This is a genomic window from Jiangella rhizosphaerae (assembly GCF_003579925.1).
GTDB lineage: Bacteria > Actinomycetota > Actinomycetes > Jiangellales > Jiangellaceae > Jiangella > Jiangella rhizosphaerae.
In genome coordinates this window covers 1-14391 of record NZ_QUAL01000134.1, presented here as the reverse complement: position 1 = coordinate 14391, position 14391 = coordinate 1, and the positions used below count along the sequence as shown (strand labels likewise).

The following is a 14391-nucleotide window of genomic DNA, read 5'->3' as shown; positions in this document are numbered from 1 at the left end:
GGTGGCGACGTCACCACCGGCGGGCAGCGCGCGACCGGGGGCCGGGGCCTCCTTGGCCGCGGCCGGCGCGGCCGGCGCGGCCGCCCGGGCGAGCACGTCCTCCGAGAGCTCGTCGGAGCCGATCTCGTAGCCGGACTCGCCGTGGTGGATGCGGTCGACGCCGACCACCTCGTGGTCGTCGTCCACCCGGAACCCGATGGTCTTCTGCAGTACCAGGCCGATGACGTAGGTGACGACGAACGAGTACGCGAGCACCGCACCGGCGCCGACGACCTGCCGCCAGAGCTGGTCGACGCCGCCGCCGAAGAACAGGCCGTCCACGCCGGCCGGAGCGTCCGCCGTGGCCAGGAAGCCGATGGCGACGGTGCCGACGAGGCCGCCGACCAGGTGCACCGCGACGACGTCCAGCGAGTCGTCGTAGCGCAGCCGGAACTTCAGGTCGACCACCAGCGAGCAGATCGCGCCGGCCACCGCGCCCAGGATCAGCGAGCCGACCGGGTTCAGCGCGGAGCACGCCGGGGTGATGGCGACCAGGCCGGCCACCGTGCCCGAGGCCGCGCCCATCGACGTCGCGTGGCCGTCGCGGAGCTTCTCGACCACGATCCACGCCAGCATCGCCGCTCCCGTCGCCGCGACGGTGTTGACCAGCGCGACCGCCGCGACGCCGTTCGCGCCGACCGCCGAACCGGCGTTGAAGCCGAACCAGCCGAACCACAGCAGGCCGGCGCCGAGCATCACCAGCGGCAGGTTGTGCGGACGGTGCGCGCCCTTGGCGAAGTCGCGTCGGCGGCCGAGCACCAGGGCCAGGGCGAGGCCGGCCGCGCCGGCGTTGATGTGGACCGCGGTGCCACCGGCGAAGTCGATCGCGAGCAGGCGGTCGGCGATCCAGCCGCCGTCGCCGTCGGCGAACGCGAACACCCAGTGCGCGACCGGGAAGTACACGAGCGTGCCCCAGATGGCCGCGAACAGCAGCCAGGTCCAGAACTTCGCGCGGTCGGCGATCGAGCCCGACACCAGCGCGACGGTGATGACCGCGAACATGCCCTGGAACCCGACGAACAGCATCGACGGGATCGTGCCCGACAGCGCGTCGGGGCTCATCAGGCCCGAGAGGCCGAAGAACTCACCGGGATCGCCCAGGAGGCCGCCGCCGAGGTCGGTGCCGAAGGCCATCGAGTATCCGTACAGAACCCACAGCACGCTGATGACGCCGAGGGCGCCGAAGCTCATCATCATCATGTTGATGACGCTCTTCGCCCGGACCATGCCGCCGTAGAACAGCGCGAGGCCGGGAGTCATCAGCATGACGAGTGCCGTGGACGCGAGTATCCAGGCGGTGTCTCCGGTATCCATGGGGTGCCGTCCCTCCCTTCCGTGCCGAGCCGCGACGTTGCGACCTGCGAACGCGGACAGCGTGTTCCCCAGGCGTTTCACCAGGTGACGCGGGCGGTTACAAGGTGATGTCGTGACCGCGGACGTGTGTCGGGCCGGTTAATCGCGGTACGGATCAAGGCTTCCGCCGGTCCGATTCCTGCGGCAGGGTTAGGGCGACAGACGCCGGCGTCGCCGGGTCCTCGATGGGGAGGTCTCCGTGATCACCAGCACGATGATGGACGTTCCGCTGCAGGTGCGCCGGCTGCTCGAGCACGGCGCGACGATCCACGGCGGCAGCCGGGTGGTCACGGCCACGGGGACCGGCGCCGGGACGCACGAGACGACGTTCGCCGACATCGCCCGGGGCGCGGCCCGGCTGGCCGGCGCGCTGGCCTCGCTCGGCGTCCAGCCCGGTGACCGGGTGGCGACGTTCATGTGGAACAACCACCGCCACGTCGAGGCGTACTTCGCGGTCCCCGCCATGGGCGCCGTACTGCACCCGCTGAACATCCGGCTGTTCCCGGAGCAGATCGCGTTCACCGCCAACCACGCGGCCGACCGCGTCGTCATCGTCGACAACTCGCTGCTGCCGGGGTTCGCCAAGCTGCTGCCGTCGCTGAAGTCGGTGCGGCACGTCATCGTCGCCGGCGCCGCCGACCGCGGCGTGCTCGAGGGCAGCGGCGTCGGCGTGCACGACTACGAGACGCTGCTGGCGGCGCAGCCGGTGACCTACGACTGGCCCGACGTCGACGAGCGCGCCGCGGCCGCCATGTGTTACACGTCCGGCACGACCGGCCACCCCAAGGGGGTCGTCTACAGCCATCGCTCGATCTACCTGCACGCGCTGGCCGAGGCGCTGCCCGACGTGTTCGACCTGTCCGCGCGCGACCTCATGCTGACCGTCGTCCCGCAGTTCCACGTGCTGGCCTGGGGGCTCCCGTACGCCGCGTTCGCCACCGGCACGTCGCTGGCCATGCCCGACCGGTTCCTCACCCCGGAGCCGCTGGCCGCGTTCATCGAGGCGGCCAGGCCGAACAAGGGCGCCGGCGTGCCGACCGTCTGGGTGGGGCTGCTGCAGCACGTCGAGGCGCATCCGGACGCCGACATCTCGTCGCTGACCGACCTCGTGGTCGGCGGGTCGGCGATGTCCGAGGCGCTGATGCGCGGCCTGGACGCGCGCGGCATCACCGGCCTGCACGCCTGGGGGATGACGGAGATGAGCCCGCTCGGCACGTTCTCCCGGCCCCCCGCTGGCGCGAAGGAGGAGGACGTCGACGGCTACCGGCTCACGCAGGGCCGGTTCGCCGCACCGGTCGAGGCCCGGCTGGTCGGCCCGGACGGCGACGTGCTCGACTGGGACGGCGAGTCCGTCGGCGAGCTCGAGGTGCGCGGCCCGTGGATCACCGGGTCGTACTACGGGGGTGGCGCCAGCGGGGGCGACCCCGGCGAGAATACGACAGCCGACGACGAGGAGCGCTTCGACGAGGGCTGGCTGCGCACCGGCGACGTCGGCACCATCACGCCGGACGGCTACCTGCGGCTCACCGACCGGGCTCGCGACGTCATCAAGTCCGGCGGCGAGTGGATCAGCTCGGTCGAGCTGGAGGGCCACCTCGCCGCCCATCCCGCCGTCGTCGAGGCGGCCGTCGTCGGCGTGCCCGACGAGAAGTGGGGCGAGCGCCCGCTGGCCACCGTCGTCGTGAAGGAGGGCGAACAGGTCGACGTCGCCGAACTGCGCGACTTCCTGGCGACGAAGGTGGCGAAGTGGCAGCTGCCCGAGCGCTGGGCCGTCGTGCCGGAGATCCCGAAGACGAGCGTCGGCAAGTTCGACAAGAAGATCATTCGCGCGGCCTTCGCACACGACGACCTGAACGTCACTACGCTCGGCTGAATGCCGGTCGAGTTCATCGGAGCGAACCCGAGCGCCACACTCATGCGCGCCGACGCGCGCGCCGGATTCGTCTCCCTCTGGGAGGCGGAGTGGAGCGTGCAGGGCTCCGGCCTCGCCGTTCTCGTCTGGGTCGACGGCGACGACGTCGTCCGGTTGCTCACCCCCGACGCGTCGCTGGGCGGCTGGCTGGCCGCGACGTTCAGCCGCTGGTTCCCCGAGCTGGACGGGTTGCCGGAGATCAGCGACCCGGTCGAGTGCGACGTCGTCGAGTGGCACATCGGCTCCGACCACGCACGGGCCAAGGTGGTCGGCGCCGACGGCACCCGCGTCATCGCGACGATCAGCCGCCCCGTCGAGACCCGCCCCGGCGAGGCGGTGGCGTGGCAGCTGGGCGGCGTGCCGTGGACGCTGACCAACCTGCTGACCTTCTGCACCGACGCCACGCTCGAGGTCGACGGCGCCCGGGTGCTCGGACGGCCGGAGGTCGGCGGCGCCGACGGCCACGCCCACTCCTCGGCCGTCATCGCGACCCACGAGACCTGGACCCGCCACGTCCCGCCGCCCCCGTCCCCCTGACCGGCCGCGCCGTTGATCTTGGAGTTGTGCCGGTATCCATCGGACATTTCGGACGGGATTGGCGGCATTACTCCAAGATCAACTCGGTGTGGCGCGGTCGTCGTGGTGGTCGGCGCTCTCGGCGAGGGCCTTGATGGCCGCCAGGCGCGCCTCCCACGCCGTCGCCAGCTCGCTCATGCCGCGTGCCGCCTCGGCCAGCCGCTCGGGCCGGGTCCGGTAGAGCACCTCGCGGCCCACCCGCCGGCCGCTGACCAGGCCGGCGTCGTCGAGCACCGCGAGGTGCTTGACGACCGCCTGCCGGGTCACCGGGAGCGCGCCGGCCAGGGTGCTGGCGCTCGCCTCGCCACGCTCGGCGAGCAGGTCGAGCAGCTGCCGCCGGGTCGGCTCGGCCAGCGCGACGAGCACGGCGTCGAGCAGCGACCGGCTCATGATTCGACGGACTCGGCGTAACCGCGCAGCTCCTCCAGCTCCAGGCGCCAGCCCTCGGTGTTCTGCTCCACGTGCTTCGCCTGCTGGTCCGGGCCGCCGGCCAGCTCGCTGAACCCGCTCTCGACCACCCGCAGCCGGGTGCCGTCGCCGTCGGGAGTGAGCGTGAAGACGACAAGGGTGGAGTTGCCGTCGCCCGGCCGGCCGTCGTCGAGCGCCCAGCGGAACGCGAACGTGGTGTACGGCTCGACGGTCTCGACGACGCCGCGCGAGACGCCGTACTCCTTCCACGTGAGCGTCAGCTCGCCGCCGGGACGCAGGTCGATCTCCGCGCCGGCGTCGGCGAACCAGGTGCCCAGGTGCTCGGCGCGCGTGACGATCTCCCACACCCGGTGCGGGGCGGCGGCGATGACGATGTCGCGTTCGATGCGGTCGGTGGTCATCGGTGGTCCTTCCTCGATCGTTCCTGCAACCCCAGGATTGCACGTCATGCCGCCGTCGCGCAACCCATGAGTTGCAATTAGCGTGGACGCATGAGCGTGCTGATCGACGCCGACTCGCTGGGCCGCCGCTTGGCGGCGGGGGAGCGCACCGCCCTGCTCGACGTCCGCTGGAAGCTCGGCGACCCGCACGGCCGCGACCACTACCTGGCCGGCCACCTGCCCGGCGCGGTCTACGCCGACCTCGAGACCGAGCTGGCCGGCCCGCCGTCCCCGGAACGGGGCCGGCACCCGCTGCCCGACGCCGACGTGCTGCAGGCGGCCGCCCGCCGGTGGGGCGTGCGCGACGGCGACACCGTCGTCGCCTACGACGACCTCGGCGGCATGTCCGCGGCGCGGGCGTGGTGGCTGCTGCGGTGGGCCGGGCTGATCGATGTGCGGCTGCTCGACGGCGGGCTGAGTGCGTGGACGGCGGCCGGCGGCGCGCTGGAGTCCGGGGAGGTGACACCTCCGGAGGGCGACGTGACACTGCGGCCCGGCGCACTGCCGACGCTGTCCGCCGACGACGCCGCCGGGCTGGCCGCCGAGGGCGTGCTGCTCGACGCCCGGGCGGGTGAGCGGTTCCGCGGCGAGACCGAGCCGGTCGACCCGCGGGCCGGGCACATCCCCGGCGCACTGAGCGCCCCGACGACGGACAACCTCGACCCGGCCGGCCGGTTCCTGCCCCCGGACGAGTTGCGCGCCCGGTTCGCCGCCCTCGGGGCCGACGGCAGCCGTCCGATCGGCGTCTACTGCGGCTCCGGCGTCACCGCGGCGCACGAGGTGGCCGCGCTCGCCGTCGCCGGCATCGACGCGACGCTGTACCCGGGCTCGTGGTCGCAGTGGTCCTCCGACCCCGGCCGCCCCGTCGCCACCGGCCCCTGACCCCGTCCGACCCCACCCCACCCCACCCCGCCCCGCCCGCGCCCAAAGTTGATCTTGGAGTAATGCCGGTAACCATCGGACATTTCGCCCCGCATTGGCGGCTTTACTCCAAGATCAACTTCGATAGGGCGGCGGCGATGGCGGGCTCACGGCCGGCGAGGGCGGCCAGCGCGGCACGGGTGCGGCCGGGTTCACCGATCGCGGCGAGGTTCAGCAGCCCCGGGTCGCCGCGGCGCTGACCGGCCTCGATGCGGTCGGCGGCCAGGGCCATCCGGACGTGGACGTGCGCGAGGATGGCCTCCGGCGTCACGTCGCCGTAGGCCGCGGCCAGAAGCCGGAGCCGGCGGGCCACGTCGTCCACCGGAAGCTCGCGGCGCAGCGGCACCGACATCCAGGCCACGAACGCGAGGTCGTCGAGCGCGACGCCCGGCCCGGCCATGTCCCAGTCGACCACGCCGACGACGCGGTCGCCGTCGGCGATCCAGTTGTAGGCCGCGGGGTCGTTGTGACAGACGATCTCGCCGCCGGCCAGCGCGCGGCGCCCGTGCCGCCAGGTCACCTCGCCCGGGGGACGGTAGTCCGCGACGGCGTCGTGGTAGCGGCGCAGCCAGCGCACGCCGTCGGCCAGGAGCGCGTCGGCGACGATCTCGTCGCGGCCGATGGTCCGGCCGGGGATCAGCCCGAGCACCTCGCGTCCCCGCTCGTCGATGCCGCGTACCTCGGGGACGGCGTCGAGGCCGGCCGCACGCAGCCGGGCGAGCAGTGCGTGCACGGCCGGCGTCCACGGGCCGGTCGGCCGCCGCACGGTGTCGCCGACGCGTACGGCGCCACCCACCCGGCCGCCCGGCAGCGGCGTCTCGGCCTCGCTCACCGGGCCGATGCTGCCACACCTCGGACATGGCACACTTGCACCTGCCGGGAGGGCTGCCGGAGTGGCCGAACGGGGAACTCTTGAAAAGTTCTAGGGCGGGGCCCTCTCCGTCCTCATGGGTTCGAATCCCATGCCCTCCGCTTGGACTCGAACGCCGACGCCATCGACCGTGTCGCCGACCTGGTGTCGGGGCTCGGCGTCGGCGCGCGCCCGCTGCGCGAGGCGCTGGCCTTTCTCGTCGCCGGACCGGTCGCGCTCGACGACCTCGTCCGGCGCTTCGCCGTGCCGCGCCGGCAGGTCGAACGGCTGCTCGACGCACTGGACGGCGACCTGGCGACGACCGGCGGCCGGTTCACCGTGCGCCCCGGCGCCCGGACGGCGTATCGGGAGCGGTTCGCGCTGGACCGGCTGGACCGGCCCGCGCTGCCCGGGCCGGCCGACGCACTGCCCGCCCACGACGTGGCCCGCCGCATCGCGGCCGTCGTCGCCGGGGCACCCAAGGCGGTGCAGGCGCTCGACCACGTACCCGCGACCCCGGTCACGGCCCTGCGCCGCGCGTGGTGGCTGGACGGCACGTTCGACCTCGACGGCGCGACGCTGGTCTGCATCGGCGACCACGACCTCACCTCGATCGCGGTGTGCCTGGTCAACCCGCGGGCGCGCGCCGTGGTCGCCGACCTCGACGAGGACCTGCTCGCCTATATCGACGAGCAGGCGGCGGCCCTCGACCTGCCGATCCGGACCGTCTATGCCGACTTCCGGGCCGGCCTGCCGTCGGGCGCGCGGGAGGCCGGCGACCTCGTCTTCACCGACCCGCCCTACACGCCCGAGGGCGTCCGGCTGTTCCTCACCCGTGGCCTGGAGAGCCTCCGCGACCGCGCGAACGGCCGGCTGGTCATGGCCTACGGCCACGGCCGGCATCAGCCGGCGCTGGGGCTGAAGGTGCAGCGCGAGATCGTCGGACTGTCCCTGGCCACCGAGGCGATGCTGCCGCACTTCAACCGCTACGACGGCGCGCAGGCCATCGGCAGCGCCAGCGACCTCTACGTCTGCCGGCCGACGGCGGCCACGTGGAAGGCGCTGCCGCGGTCGGCACAGGAGCCGGTCACCATCTACACGCACGGTCCCCAGTCGCTCGAGGGCGGCCGGCCGGACGCGCGGGACGTCATGACGGCGCTGCTCGACGCCGCCACGGGGCCCGAGGCGTTCGACGTCGGCGCGCTCGTCGCCCTGCAGCGGCCGTCCGGCAGCGGCGGGCCGGCCGGCATCACGCTCGCCGACGTCTTCGCCGGACGGGCGGCGGCCGCGATCCCCAACGCGCGCTCGGCGGCGGTGGCGGCGCACCTCGTCGGCGACCCCAACACGTGGCTGCTGCGCACCCTGCTGGCGCTCGACGTCGGGCGGCTCGCGCTGGCCGTCCAGAACACCCATCCGGCGCTGACGTCGCAGGCGGGGCAGCAGGAGCTGCAGCGGCTGGTCGGCGCCAAGTGGCGGCTGCGGTTCCGGCGCAGCACCCCCGACCAGCGGCACGCGATCGTCGAGGCGGTCGCGGTCCCCGCCGACGACCTGCCGCCGGTGGACGTCGCCCGGCGGTTCCTCCTGGACAACGCCCACCGGCGCCTCGCCACGGCGGCCCGCGAGGCGCTGGTGAAGGCCAGCCGCCGCCTCGACGGCGCACCACTGACCAAGAACGACGCGCGGCGGATGGTCGACGAGTCCGGCCTGCCGCCGCAGGTGCTCGAGTCGCCGCTGATCGAGCTGCCGGCGCATCGCCTCGCGGCGGTCGTCGATGCCATCGGCGCACTGGCCGCCGGCGGGCGTCGCGCGAATTGATCGTTTTCGCCCTCGTCGCACCCCGGTGCTCGCTAGCCTGGATGCAGGTCATGGATGGTTCGACCGTGTCGCCCGGCGAGTTTGCTCGCCACATCACTGTCAGTCAGCCATCCTTGACATGGGTGGGGAATGCGCCGGGGGCGGCGCACGACGGACAGGTAGGAGACCATGAGCACACGGGTGGCCATCGTCTGCGACCAATGCGGCGACCTCGGCAATCTGGGGTCGACGCCACACCACGCTCGCGCGACGCTCTCCGGCTGGAGCCGGTTGCACGGGCTCGACCTGTGCCCGCTGTGCCGGATCATCGCCGAGAACCGCGCCCGGCTCGCCTCCACGGCCTGACCCACAGGCAGGCTGACCTGCGCTCGCGTGACACACTGGGTCCGTGACGCGCACGGTCTACGGCCCACCGACCCAGCTCGCGGTCCGGGGCGTCGGGGTGGGCGCCGCCGGCCTCGGCCTGGTCACCATCGCGCTGACCGTCCTGCTGGCGATCGACCTCGACGGCTGGCTGCGCGCCGTGCTGCTGGTGCTGCTGGCGCTGGCCGCGGTGGTGTCGCTGGTCATCCTGCTGGTCGGCGTGCTTCGGGTGTTCGGCCGCGGCACCCGGCTCGTGCTCGACGACGACGGCTTCGTCAACGCGACGGGGTTCGGCGTGGGGCGGCGGGTCCCGTGGCGCGACGTCCGCAAGGTGCAGACCGACGGCGCCATCGTCTCGGTCGACCTCTCCGGCGGGCGGCAGAGCCTCATCCGCACCTCGGCCATCGACGTCGAGCCGCGAGTGCTGGCCCGCGAGCTGCGCGGCCGGCTCAACCAGGACCGCGGCTACCGTCCGCTCTCCGGCCAGGACGACCTCAGCTGAACGCATAGCGGCCCGGCCGGCCGGGCACACTGCCATGAGTGCGTGGGTCTCTGCTCCTGCTGACGATCGCCGCTCTGGCGGCGGCCGGGTGCGCCGCCACCGGTGGTGGCGGCGCGGACGAGGCACGCACGCCCGCACCGCCATCGGCCGCGACGGCCGAGCCGGCTGACCCGCCCGGCGCGAGCCGCACGCCGTCGCCGTCGGGACCTGAGACCGCGCCCACGCCCAGCCCGACGCCGACGGCCACGCCGGCGGCCACGCTCCCCGGCGGCGGGACGACGATCCTGCCCGACCACCGGCTGGTCGGGTTCGCCGGCGGCCGCTCGCCGGCCTTCGGCCGGCTCACCCCGGACGGCCTGGACGCCGCGGCCGCGCAGATCGACGCCATCGCCGCCGAGTACGACGGCGACGGCCGCACCGTCCTGCCGGTGTTCGAGCTGATCACCGTCATCGCGCACGGGTCACCGGCGGCCGACGGGCTGTACCGCACGCACGAGCCCGACGACGTCATCGCCGCCTACCTGGCGGCGGCCCGGCGGCACGGCGCGCTGCTGCTGCTCAACGTCCAGCCCGGCCGCGCCGGCTTCCTCGAGGAGGTCACCCGGCTCGAGCCGTGGCTGACCGAGCCCGACGTCGGGCTGGCGCTGGACCCGGAGTGGGCGGTCGGCCCGGACGAGGTGCCGGGCGACGTCTACGGCAGCACGACCGGCGCCGAGCTCGACTCCGTCGCCGCCTACCTGTCGTCGCTGGTCGCCGTGCACGGGCTGCCGGAGAAGGTCATGGTCTTCCACCAGGTGCACGCGTCGGTCGTCGAGGACGAGGCGGCGCTGCGGCCGCACCCGGGCGTCGTCACCATCAAGAGCGTCGACGGCATCGGCAGCCGCGCCGACAAGGAGCGGACCTGGACCACCCTCATGCGCACGAAGCCGCCGCACGTCGCCCCCGGCTTCAAGCTGTTCTTCGAGGAGGACGCGGCGCAGGGACCGCTGATGACGCCCGCGCAGGTTCTGGGACTGGTACCGACGCCGGACTACGTGCTGTACGAGTGAGTCAGCAGACGGCGCCGGTGTCGACCGGCTCGTCGGCCGCGGGCTCGTCGCTGGCGTCGTCGCTCGGCGCCTCGTCGGCCGGTTCTTCGCTCTGCGTCTCGGCGTCGTCGGACGCCTGCTGGACGGCGGCGCCGGAGCGGTCGTCGCTGGCGTTGTCGGCGTTCTGGCCGGTCGCCTCGGTGGTGTCCTCGGGCGGCGCCGTCTCGCCGGGACCGGCCGGGGCCTCCGGGGTGTCGGCCAGGATCTCCTGGATGCGCGCGTGCAGCTGGTCGTAGTCGGGGTCGCTGGACGTCGTGCCCATGCTGCCGAAGAACTCGTTGTCGAGCGTCAGGCTCTCCAGCGGCTGCGAGCGAACCTTCACCATGAGCTCGATCAGCGCCGGGAACAGGTCGGCCGGCACGTCGGAGGTGATGATGTCGCCCGCGGCCGACGCGAGGCTCTGGTACTGGCTGAGCAGCGTGGCGGGGTCGACCTTGTCGACGATGGCGTTCATGACGCAGCGCTGCCGCTCCATGCGCTCGTAGTCGTCGCTGCCGCAGCGGGAGCGGGCGAACCAGAGCGCGTGGAACCCGTCGAGATGCTGGTCGTCGCCCTGCTCGATGTAGCCGTTGGCCTGGGTGCAGGTGCCGTCGGGGAGGCTCTTGTTGCCGTACGGGATGTCGCGCGGCACGTCGACGGTGATGCCGCCGAGCGCGTCGACCACCGCCTCGAAGCCGTTGAGGTCGACCATGACGAAGTAGTCGACGTCGATGCCCAGGGCGCCCTCGACCGCCCACTTGGTGGCGTCGGCGCCGGGGTCGCCGACGCCTTCGAACACCTCGGGGTGGTCGCGCGGGACGTTGCGGTAGACGGCGTTGAGCATCCACTCGCCGGCGTCGCCGCCGCCGATGAACCCGTCGGGGTAGGCGTCGGCGAGCGGCGTGCCCTCGGGGAACGGGAAGCGCTGCAGGTTGCGTGGCAGCGAGATCATGGTCGTCGCGCCGGTGTGGGTGTCGATGCTGGCGACGATCTGGGTGTCCGGACGCAGCCCTTCGCGGCCCTCGCCGGCGTCACCGCCGAGGAACAGCACGTTCAGCCGCGGCTTGTCGGCCCACGGGTCGGACATGTCGACGTCGGGCGTGGTGTTGCTGGCACCGCTGGAGGAGATGTTGCCGACCAGCTCACGCTGCGTGAACGCATACCTGGACCCGACCGCCATCGGCGCGACCACCACCGACGCGCTGACGACCACGACGAGCGCACCGGCCAGCCGCTTGCCGGTGGGCAGCCCGTCGGGTTCCAGCGACCGGTGGCTGCCGACGGCGACGAGCAACCAGGCGACCGCGCCGGCCGCGAGCGCCGTCCCGACGATCAGCATCATCTGGCGGTCGCCGCCGTACGACGCCAGCTCCGTCGGCGGCACGAGCACGACGACCGCGAGCCCGAGCACGGCGACGACGCCGAGGATGACCAGGACGGTCGTGCCGAGCCGGCGCTTGCCGGCGGCGATCAGCCCGGTGCCGGGGATCAGCGAGCCGAGCGCGGTGAGCCCGATGAAGCGGCCGTAGCGCTGATTGCGCTGCTGACGACGCGACTGCAACCGAGCGCGTCGAGCACCTTGAGCTCGTCGGGCACGCTGCACCGGCCGGTCACCCCTCCTCGCTCTCACGTCGTCAGCTCTCATGATCCGCTCTATTCGCCGAAGCCAGGATAATCACACCGCCGGCCGGCCCCACCCGGCGTTCGGCGCAACCGCCTGTGTACAAGACGCGCGAACCCGCACATAAGTTGCCGACGTGACCACGGTCACGGCGCCAGCAGCGCTCTGACGTCGGCATCCTCGACCTGGGTGAAGTCGTCGTACCACTCGCCGACCGCGTTGAACGTCGCCGGCATCTCCAGCACCACCACGGCGTCGACGACGTTCGCCAGCTGGTCGACGGTGCTGCGTGGTCCCACCGGCACCGCGACCAGGACGCTGCTCGGCGGCGGTTCCGCCGTCGCGAGCAGCTCGGCCGCCGCCCGCATCGTCGCGCCGGTCGCGATGCCGTCGTCCACCAGCACGACGGTCCGGCCGGCCAGCCGCGGCGGCGGGCGCTCGCCACGCAGTCGCCGCTCGCGCTCGCGCGCGGCCTCCTGAGCGTCGCGGAAGATCGTCTCGACCTCGCCGGGCGCGAGGCGGATCCGCCGGGCCACCTCGCGGTTGACCACCCGGTGCCCCGACGCCGTGACGGCACCCAGCGCCAGCTCCGGCTGCCACGGCACACCGGCCTTGCGCACGACCAGCACGTCCAGCTCGCCGCCCACCGCGGCGGCCACCGGCGCCGCGACGGCCACGCCGCCACGCGGCAGCCCCAGCACCAGCACGTCCCCGATGTCGCGGAGCTGCTCCTGCACCGCCGCACCCAGCTGCTCACCGGCCTCGCGACGATCGCGCCAGACCCGCCCGCGAGATCTCACACCACCTGACTTTGCCGTCTCCGGCGCCGGAACGGTAGCCTTGCGTCGCCCGGTGTTGCACCAGTGCTTCGTCGGGCATGGAGGCGTCGCCTAGCCCGGTTTATGGCGCCCGCCTGCTAAGCGGGTTGAGGGCTCACACCCTCTCGCGGGTTCAAATCCCGCCGCCTCCGCCCCACCAGCACCAACGCCGAGGGCCGGTCCACACCAGGACCGGCCCGACGTGCGTCCGTACGGTTGCGGCGTGACCACACAGGTGCCCTACCGGCCGATCCCGGTCGATCAGTCGGACGTCCGCTACGCCTACGGCCCCGACTCCGTCGTTCAGCCTGGCGTGCCTGCCGGCGAGACCATCGAGTTGGGCTGGACAGACAGCGCGATCTACCCGGGAACCTCGCGGAAGTTCTGGGTGCACGTCCCGGCGATGTACGACCCCTCGGAGCCGGCCGCGCTCATCGTGTGCCAGAACGGCTGGCGACGCACGCCTGAATGCGCCCGGCAGCGGGTGCGAACGTCCGCGCCGCGGTCGAGGCGCGCCGCTCGCGCCGCCTGACGCCGCAACGCCACAACTGTGTCGTCGCCGAGCAGCGATGGCGCGTCGACGTCATGGGTTTAGGTCGCTTGCTGGGTCTCAGTCGCGCAGGGCAGCCGAAATCGCCCCACAAGCGCGACTCACACCCAGGACGCGACCCAGACCCAGGACGATGGGCGGTCGCCATCGTTCACGCCATTCGCCGGGCCGCACGCCGACGGCGCCGCCCTGCGGGAGCGGAGAACGACGCGTCGGCGAGGCGATGGTCCTCCGGTGCGCTGCGCGAGCTGGCCCGCTGAGCCGCACTCACTCGACGTAGAGGCAGAAGGGGTGGCCGGCCGGGTCGAGGCAGACGCGGACGTGGTCCTGGGGCTGGAAGTCGGCCACCCGGGCACCGCAGTCCACCGCGTGCGCCACCGCCGCCTCGAGGTCGTCCACCCTGATGTCGAGGTGCATCATCATCTGCTGGTGCTCGCCGTCGGCCGGCCAGACGGGCGGCTCGAACCGCTCCTCGGCCTGGAATGCGAGCGTCGGCCCACCGGCGGGCCCGCGCAGCACCACCCATTCGGGCTGGTCGTCCCGGACCTGCCAGCCCAGCAGCCGGCGGTAGAAGGCCGCGAGGGCGCGGGCGTCGGGAGCGCCGAGGACGAATCCGGACAACTCGAGCGTGGGGGCGGTCGGCATCGAGGTCACCTTTCGACGACGGTGTTCCTGGACCGTTACCCCGTCGGCCATCGAGTTCCCACCTCGTCTGTTGCTAGGGTCGGACCGCTTCGACGTGCTCACGAGAGGTATCCGCAGGTGAACACTTCGTCCAAGCGGTCCGCGGTAGCGGCTGCCCTGATCCTGTCCGCCGGCGTCCTGGCCGGGTGTGGCGGCGGCGACGACGCCGGCGCGGCCGGCGAGACCACGCCGACGCCGGCCTGGGACTCCACGCCCGCCGGCCAGGCACCCGCTGACGCGGAGACCCCCGTGGCCACGGAGGCGGCCGACGGTGCCGCGGACGAGCCGCAGGCCGCACCCGAGCAGCCCGCCGGCGGGGACGGTCCGGCCGGCCAGCCCGCGGGCGATGCGTCGGGCGATGCCGCGGGCGCACCGGCCGACGGCGGCGGCGATGGCGGCGACGGCACCGACGGCGCGGCCGGGCAGCCGCCGTCCGACCCGGGCGGCACCG

14 protein-coding genes, 2 tRNA genes and 2 pseudogenes are annotated in these 14391 nt (G+C 73.4%); 11 read left to right on the top strand and 7 right to left on the bottom strand.

The genetic code is table 11. The features are described 5' to 3' along the window. A partial coding sequence (locus DY240_RS13670) for an ammonium transporter (protein ID WP_147375318.1) occupies positions 1 to 1353 on the bottom strand: 1353 nt, incomplete at its 3' end. Between the two features lie 241 nt (positions 1354 to 1594). Here DY240_RS13670 and DY240_RS13665 point away from each other — a divergent pair. Together DY240_RS13665 and DY240_RS13660 are read left to right on the top strand one after the other, a co-directional pair. Beyond that, complete coding sequence (locus tag DY240_RS13665; protein ID WP_119660424.1) at positions 1595 to 3265, top strand: long-chain fatty acid--CoA ligase; 1671 nt, start codon at positions 1595 to 1597, stop codon at positions 3263 to 3265. Next, a complete protein-coding gene (locus DY240_RS13660; protein ID WP_119660423.1) occupies positions 3266 to 3841 on the top strand; it encodes a hypothetical protein in 576 nt (191 codons plus the stop codon). Positions 3842 to 3919: 78 nt separating this feature from the next. Here the strand turns inward: DY240_RS13660 and DY240_RS13655 are convergent, their stop codons facing one another. Both DY240_RS13655 and DY240_RS13650 read right to left on the bottom strand, forming a co-directional pair. Continuing rightward, entirely contained in the window at positions 3920 to 4270 is a 351-nt protein-coding gene (locus DY240_RS13655; RefSeq protein WP_119660422.1) for an ArsR/SmtB family transcription factor, read from the bottom strand. Then, positions 4267 to 4710, bottom strand: a complete 444-nt coding sequence (locus tag DY240_RS13650; protein ID WP_119660421.1) for an SRPBCC family protein — start codon at positions 4708 to 4710, stop codon at positions 4267 to 4269. The genes DY240_RS13655 and DY240_RS13650 overlap by 4 nt, the downstream gene beginning before the upstream one ends. A gap of 90 nt (positions 4711 to 4800) precedes the next feature. Here DY240_RS13650 and DY240_RS13645 point away from each other — a divergent pair, with 90 nt between their 5' ends. Beyond that, positions 4801 to 5631, top strand: a complete 831-nt coding sequence (locus DY240_RS13645) for a sulfurtransferase (protein WP_119660420.1) — start codon at positions 4801 to 4803, stop codon at positions 5629 to 5631. A 103-nt stretch (positions 5632 to 5734) separates the two neighbouring features. On the opposite strand, the gene DY240_RS13640 is transcribed toward DY240_RS13645, so the two are convergent. Then, positions 5735 to 6502 carry a phosphotransferase gene (locus tag DY240_RS13640; protein WP_119660419.1) on the bottom strand — a complete coding sequence of 256 codons (768 nt, stop codon included), beginning with the start codon at positions 6500 to 6502 and terminating at the stop codon, positions 5735 to 5737. Between the two features lie 47 nt (positions 6503 to 6549). Here DY240_RS13640 and DY240_RS31965 point away from each other — a divergent pair. The 5 genes from DY240_RS31965 (at position 6550) to DY240_RS13625 (ending at position 10249) form a co-directional block, all read left to right on the top strand. Continuing rightward, a tRNA-Ser gene (locus DY240_RS31965) sits at positions 6550 to 6642 on the top strand. Between the two features lies 1 nt (position 6643). Continuing rightward, entirely contained in the window at positions 6644 to 8335 is a 1692-nt protein-coding gene (locus DY240_RS13635; protein WP_119660418.1) for a bis-aminopropyl spermidine synthase family protein, read from the top strand. A gap of 168 nt (positions 8336 to 8503) precedes the next feature. Beyond that, positions 8504 to 8680: a hypothetical protein gene (locus DY240_RS31960; RefSeq protein WP_158602844.1), complete on the top strand. Its 177-nt coding sequence runs from the start codon at positions 8504 to 8506 to the stop codon at positions 8678 to 8680. 43 nt (positions 8681 to 8723) lie between these two features. Beyond that, positions 8724 to 9200: a hypothetical protein gene (locus tag DY240_RS13630; RefSeq protein ID WP_119660417.1), complete on the top strand. Its 477-nt coding sequence runs from the start codon at positions 8724 to 8726 to the stop codon at positions 9198 to 9200. A 38-nt stretch (positions 9201 to 9238) separates the two neighbouring features. After that, positions 9239 to 10249 carry a hypothetical protein gene (locus DY240_RS13625; protein WP_119660416.1) on the top strand — a complete coding sequence of 337 codons (1011 nt, stop codon included), beginning with the start codon at positions 9239 to 9241 and terminating at the stop codon, positions 10247 to 10249. Between the two features lies 1 nt (position 10250). Here DY240_RS13625 and DY240_RS13620 read toward each other — a convergent pair whose 3' ends face one another. Both DY240_RS13620 and DY240_RS13615 read right to left on the bottom strand, forming a co-directional pair. Continuing rightward, positions 10251 to 11828: an LCP family protein gene (locus DY240_RS13620; RefSeq protein WP_119660415.1), complete on the bottom strand. Its 1578-nt coding sequence runs from the start codon at positions 11826 to 11828 to the stop codon at positions 10251 to 10253. A 206-nt stretch (positions 11829 to 12034) separates the two neighbouring features. Beyond that, the gene (locus tag DY240_RS13615) at positions 12035 to 12688 is read right to left on the bottom strand and encodes a phosphoribosyltransferase (protein ID WP_119660414.1); all 654 of its coding nucleotides are present in this window, start codon (positions 12686 to 12688) and stop codon (positions 12035 to 12037) included. A 79-nt stretch (positions 12689 to 12767) separates the two neighbouring features. Here DY240_RS13615 and DY240_RS13610 point away from each other — a divergent pair. Together DY240_RS13610 and DY240_RS13605 are read left to right on the top strand one after the other, a co-directional pair. Next, positions 12768 to 12858 (top strand) — tRNA-Ser (locus DY240_RS13610). 71 nt (positions 12859 to 12929) lie between these two features. Next, positions 12930 to 13157 (top strand): annotated as a pseudogene (locus DY240_RS13605) (esterase family protein); the annotation flags it as partial. 366 nt (positions 13158 to 13523) lie between these two features. Here DY240_RS13605 and DY240_RS13600 read toward each other — a convergent pair. Then, positions 13524 to 13901, bottom strand: coding sequence for a VOC family protein (locus DY240_RS13600; RefSeq protein WP_119660413.1), 378 nt, complete (start codon positions 13899 to 13901; stop codon positions 13524 to 13526). A gap of 117 nt (positions 13902 to 14018) precedes the next feature. Between DY240_RS13600 and DY240_RS31955 the strand changes: the two are divergent. Further along, a pseudogene (locus tag DY240_RS31955) lies at positions 14019 to 14391 on the top strand (hypothetical protein); the annotation flags it as partial.

What these genes read in the sequence shown, in the direction of transcription:
- DY240_RS13660 (WP_119660423.1), top strand. Translation starts at nt 3,266, where the DNA reads ATGCCGGTCGAGTTCATCGGAGCGAACCCGAGCGCCACACTCATGCGC.
- DY240_RS13600 (WP_119660413.1), bottom strand. Translation starts at nt 13,901, where the DNA reads ATGCCGACCGCCCCCACGCTCGAGTTGTCCGGATTCGTCCTCGGCGCT.
- DY240_RS13645 (WP_119660420.1), top strand. Translation starts at nt 4,801, where the DNA reads ATGAGCGTGCTGATCGACGCCGACTCGCTGGGCCGCCGCTTGGCGGCG.
- DY240_RS13655 (WP_119660422.1), bottom strand. Translation starts at nt 4,270, where the DNA reads ATGAGCCGGTCGCTGCTCGACGCCGTGCTCGTCGCGCTGGCCGAGCCG.
- DY240_RS13650 (WP_119660421.1), bottom strand. Translation starts at nt 4,710, where the DNA reads ATGACCACCGACCGCATCGAACGCGACATCGTCATCGCCGCCGCCCCG.
- DY240_RS31960 (WP_158602844.1), top strand. Translation starts at nt 8,504, where the DNA reads ATGAGCACACGGGTGGCCATCGTCTGCGACCAATGCGGCGACCTCGGC.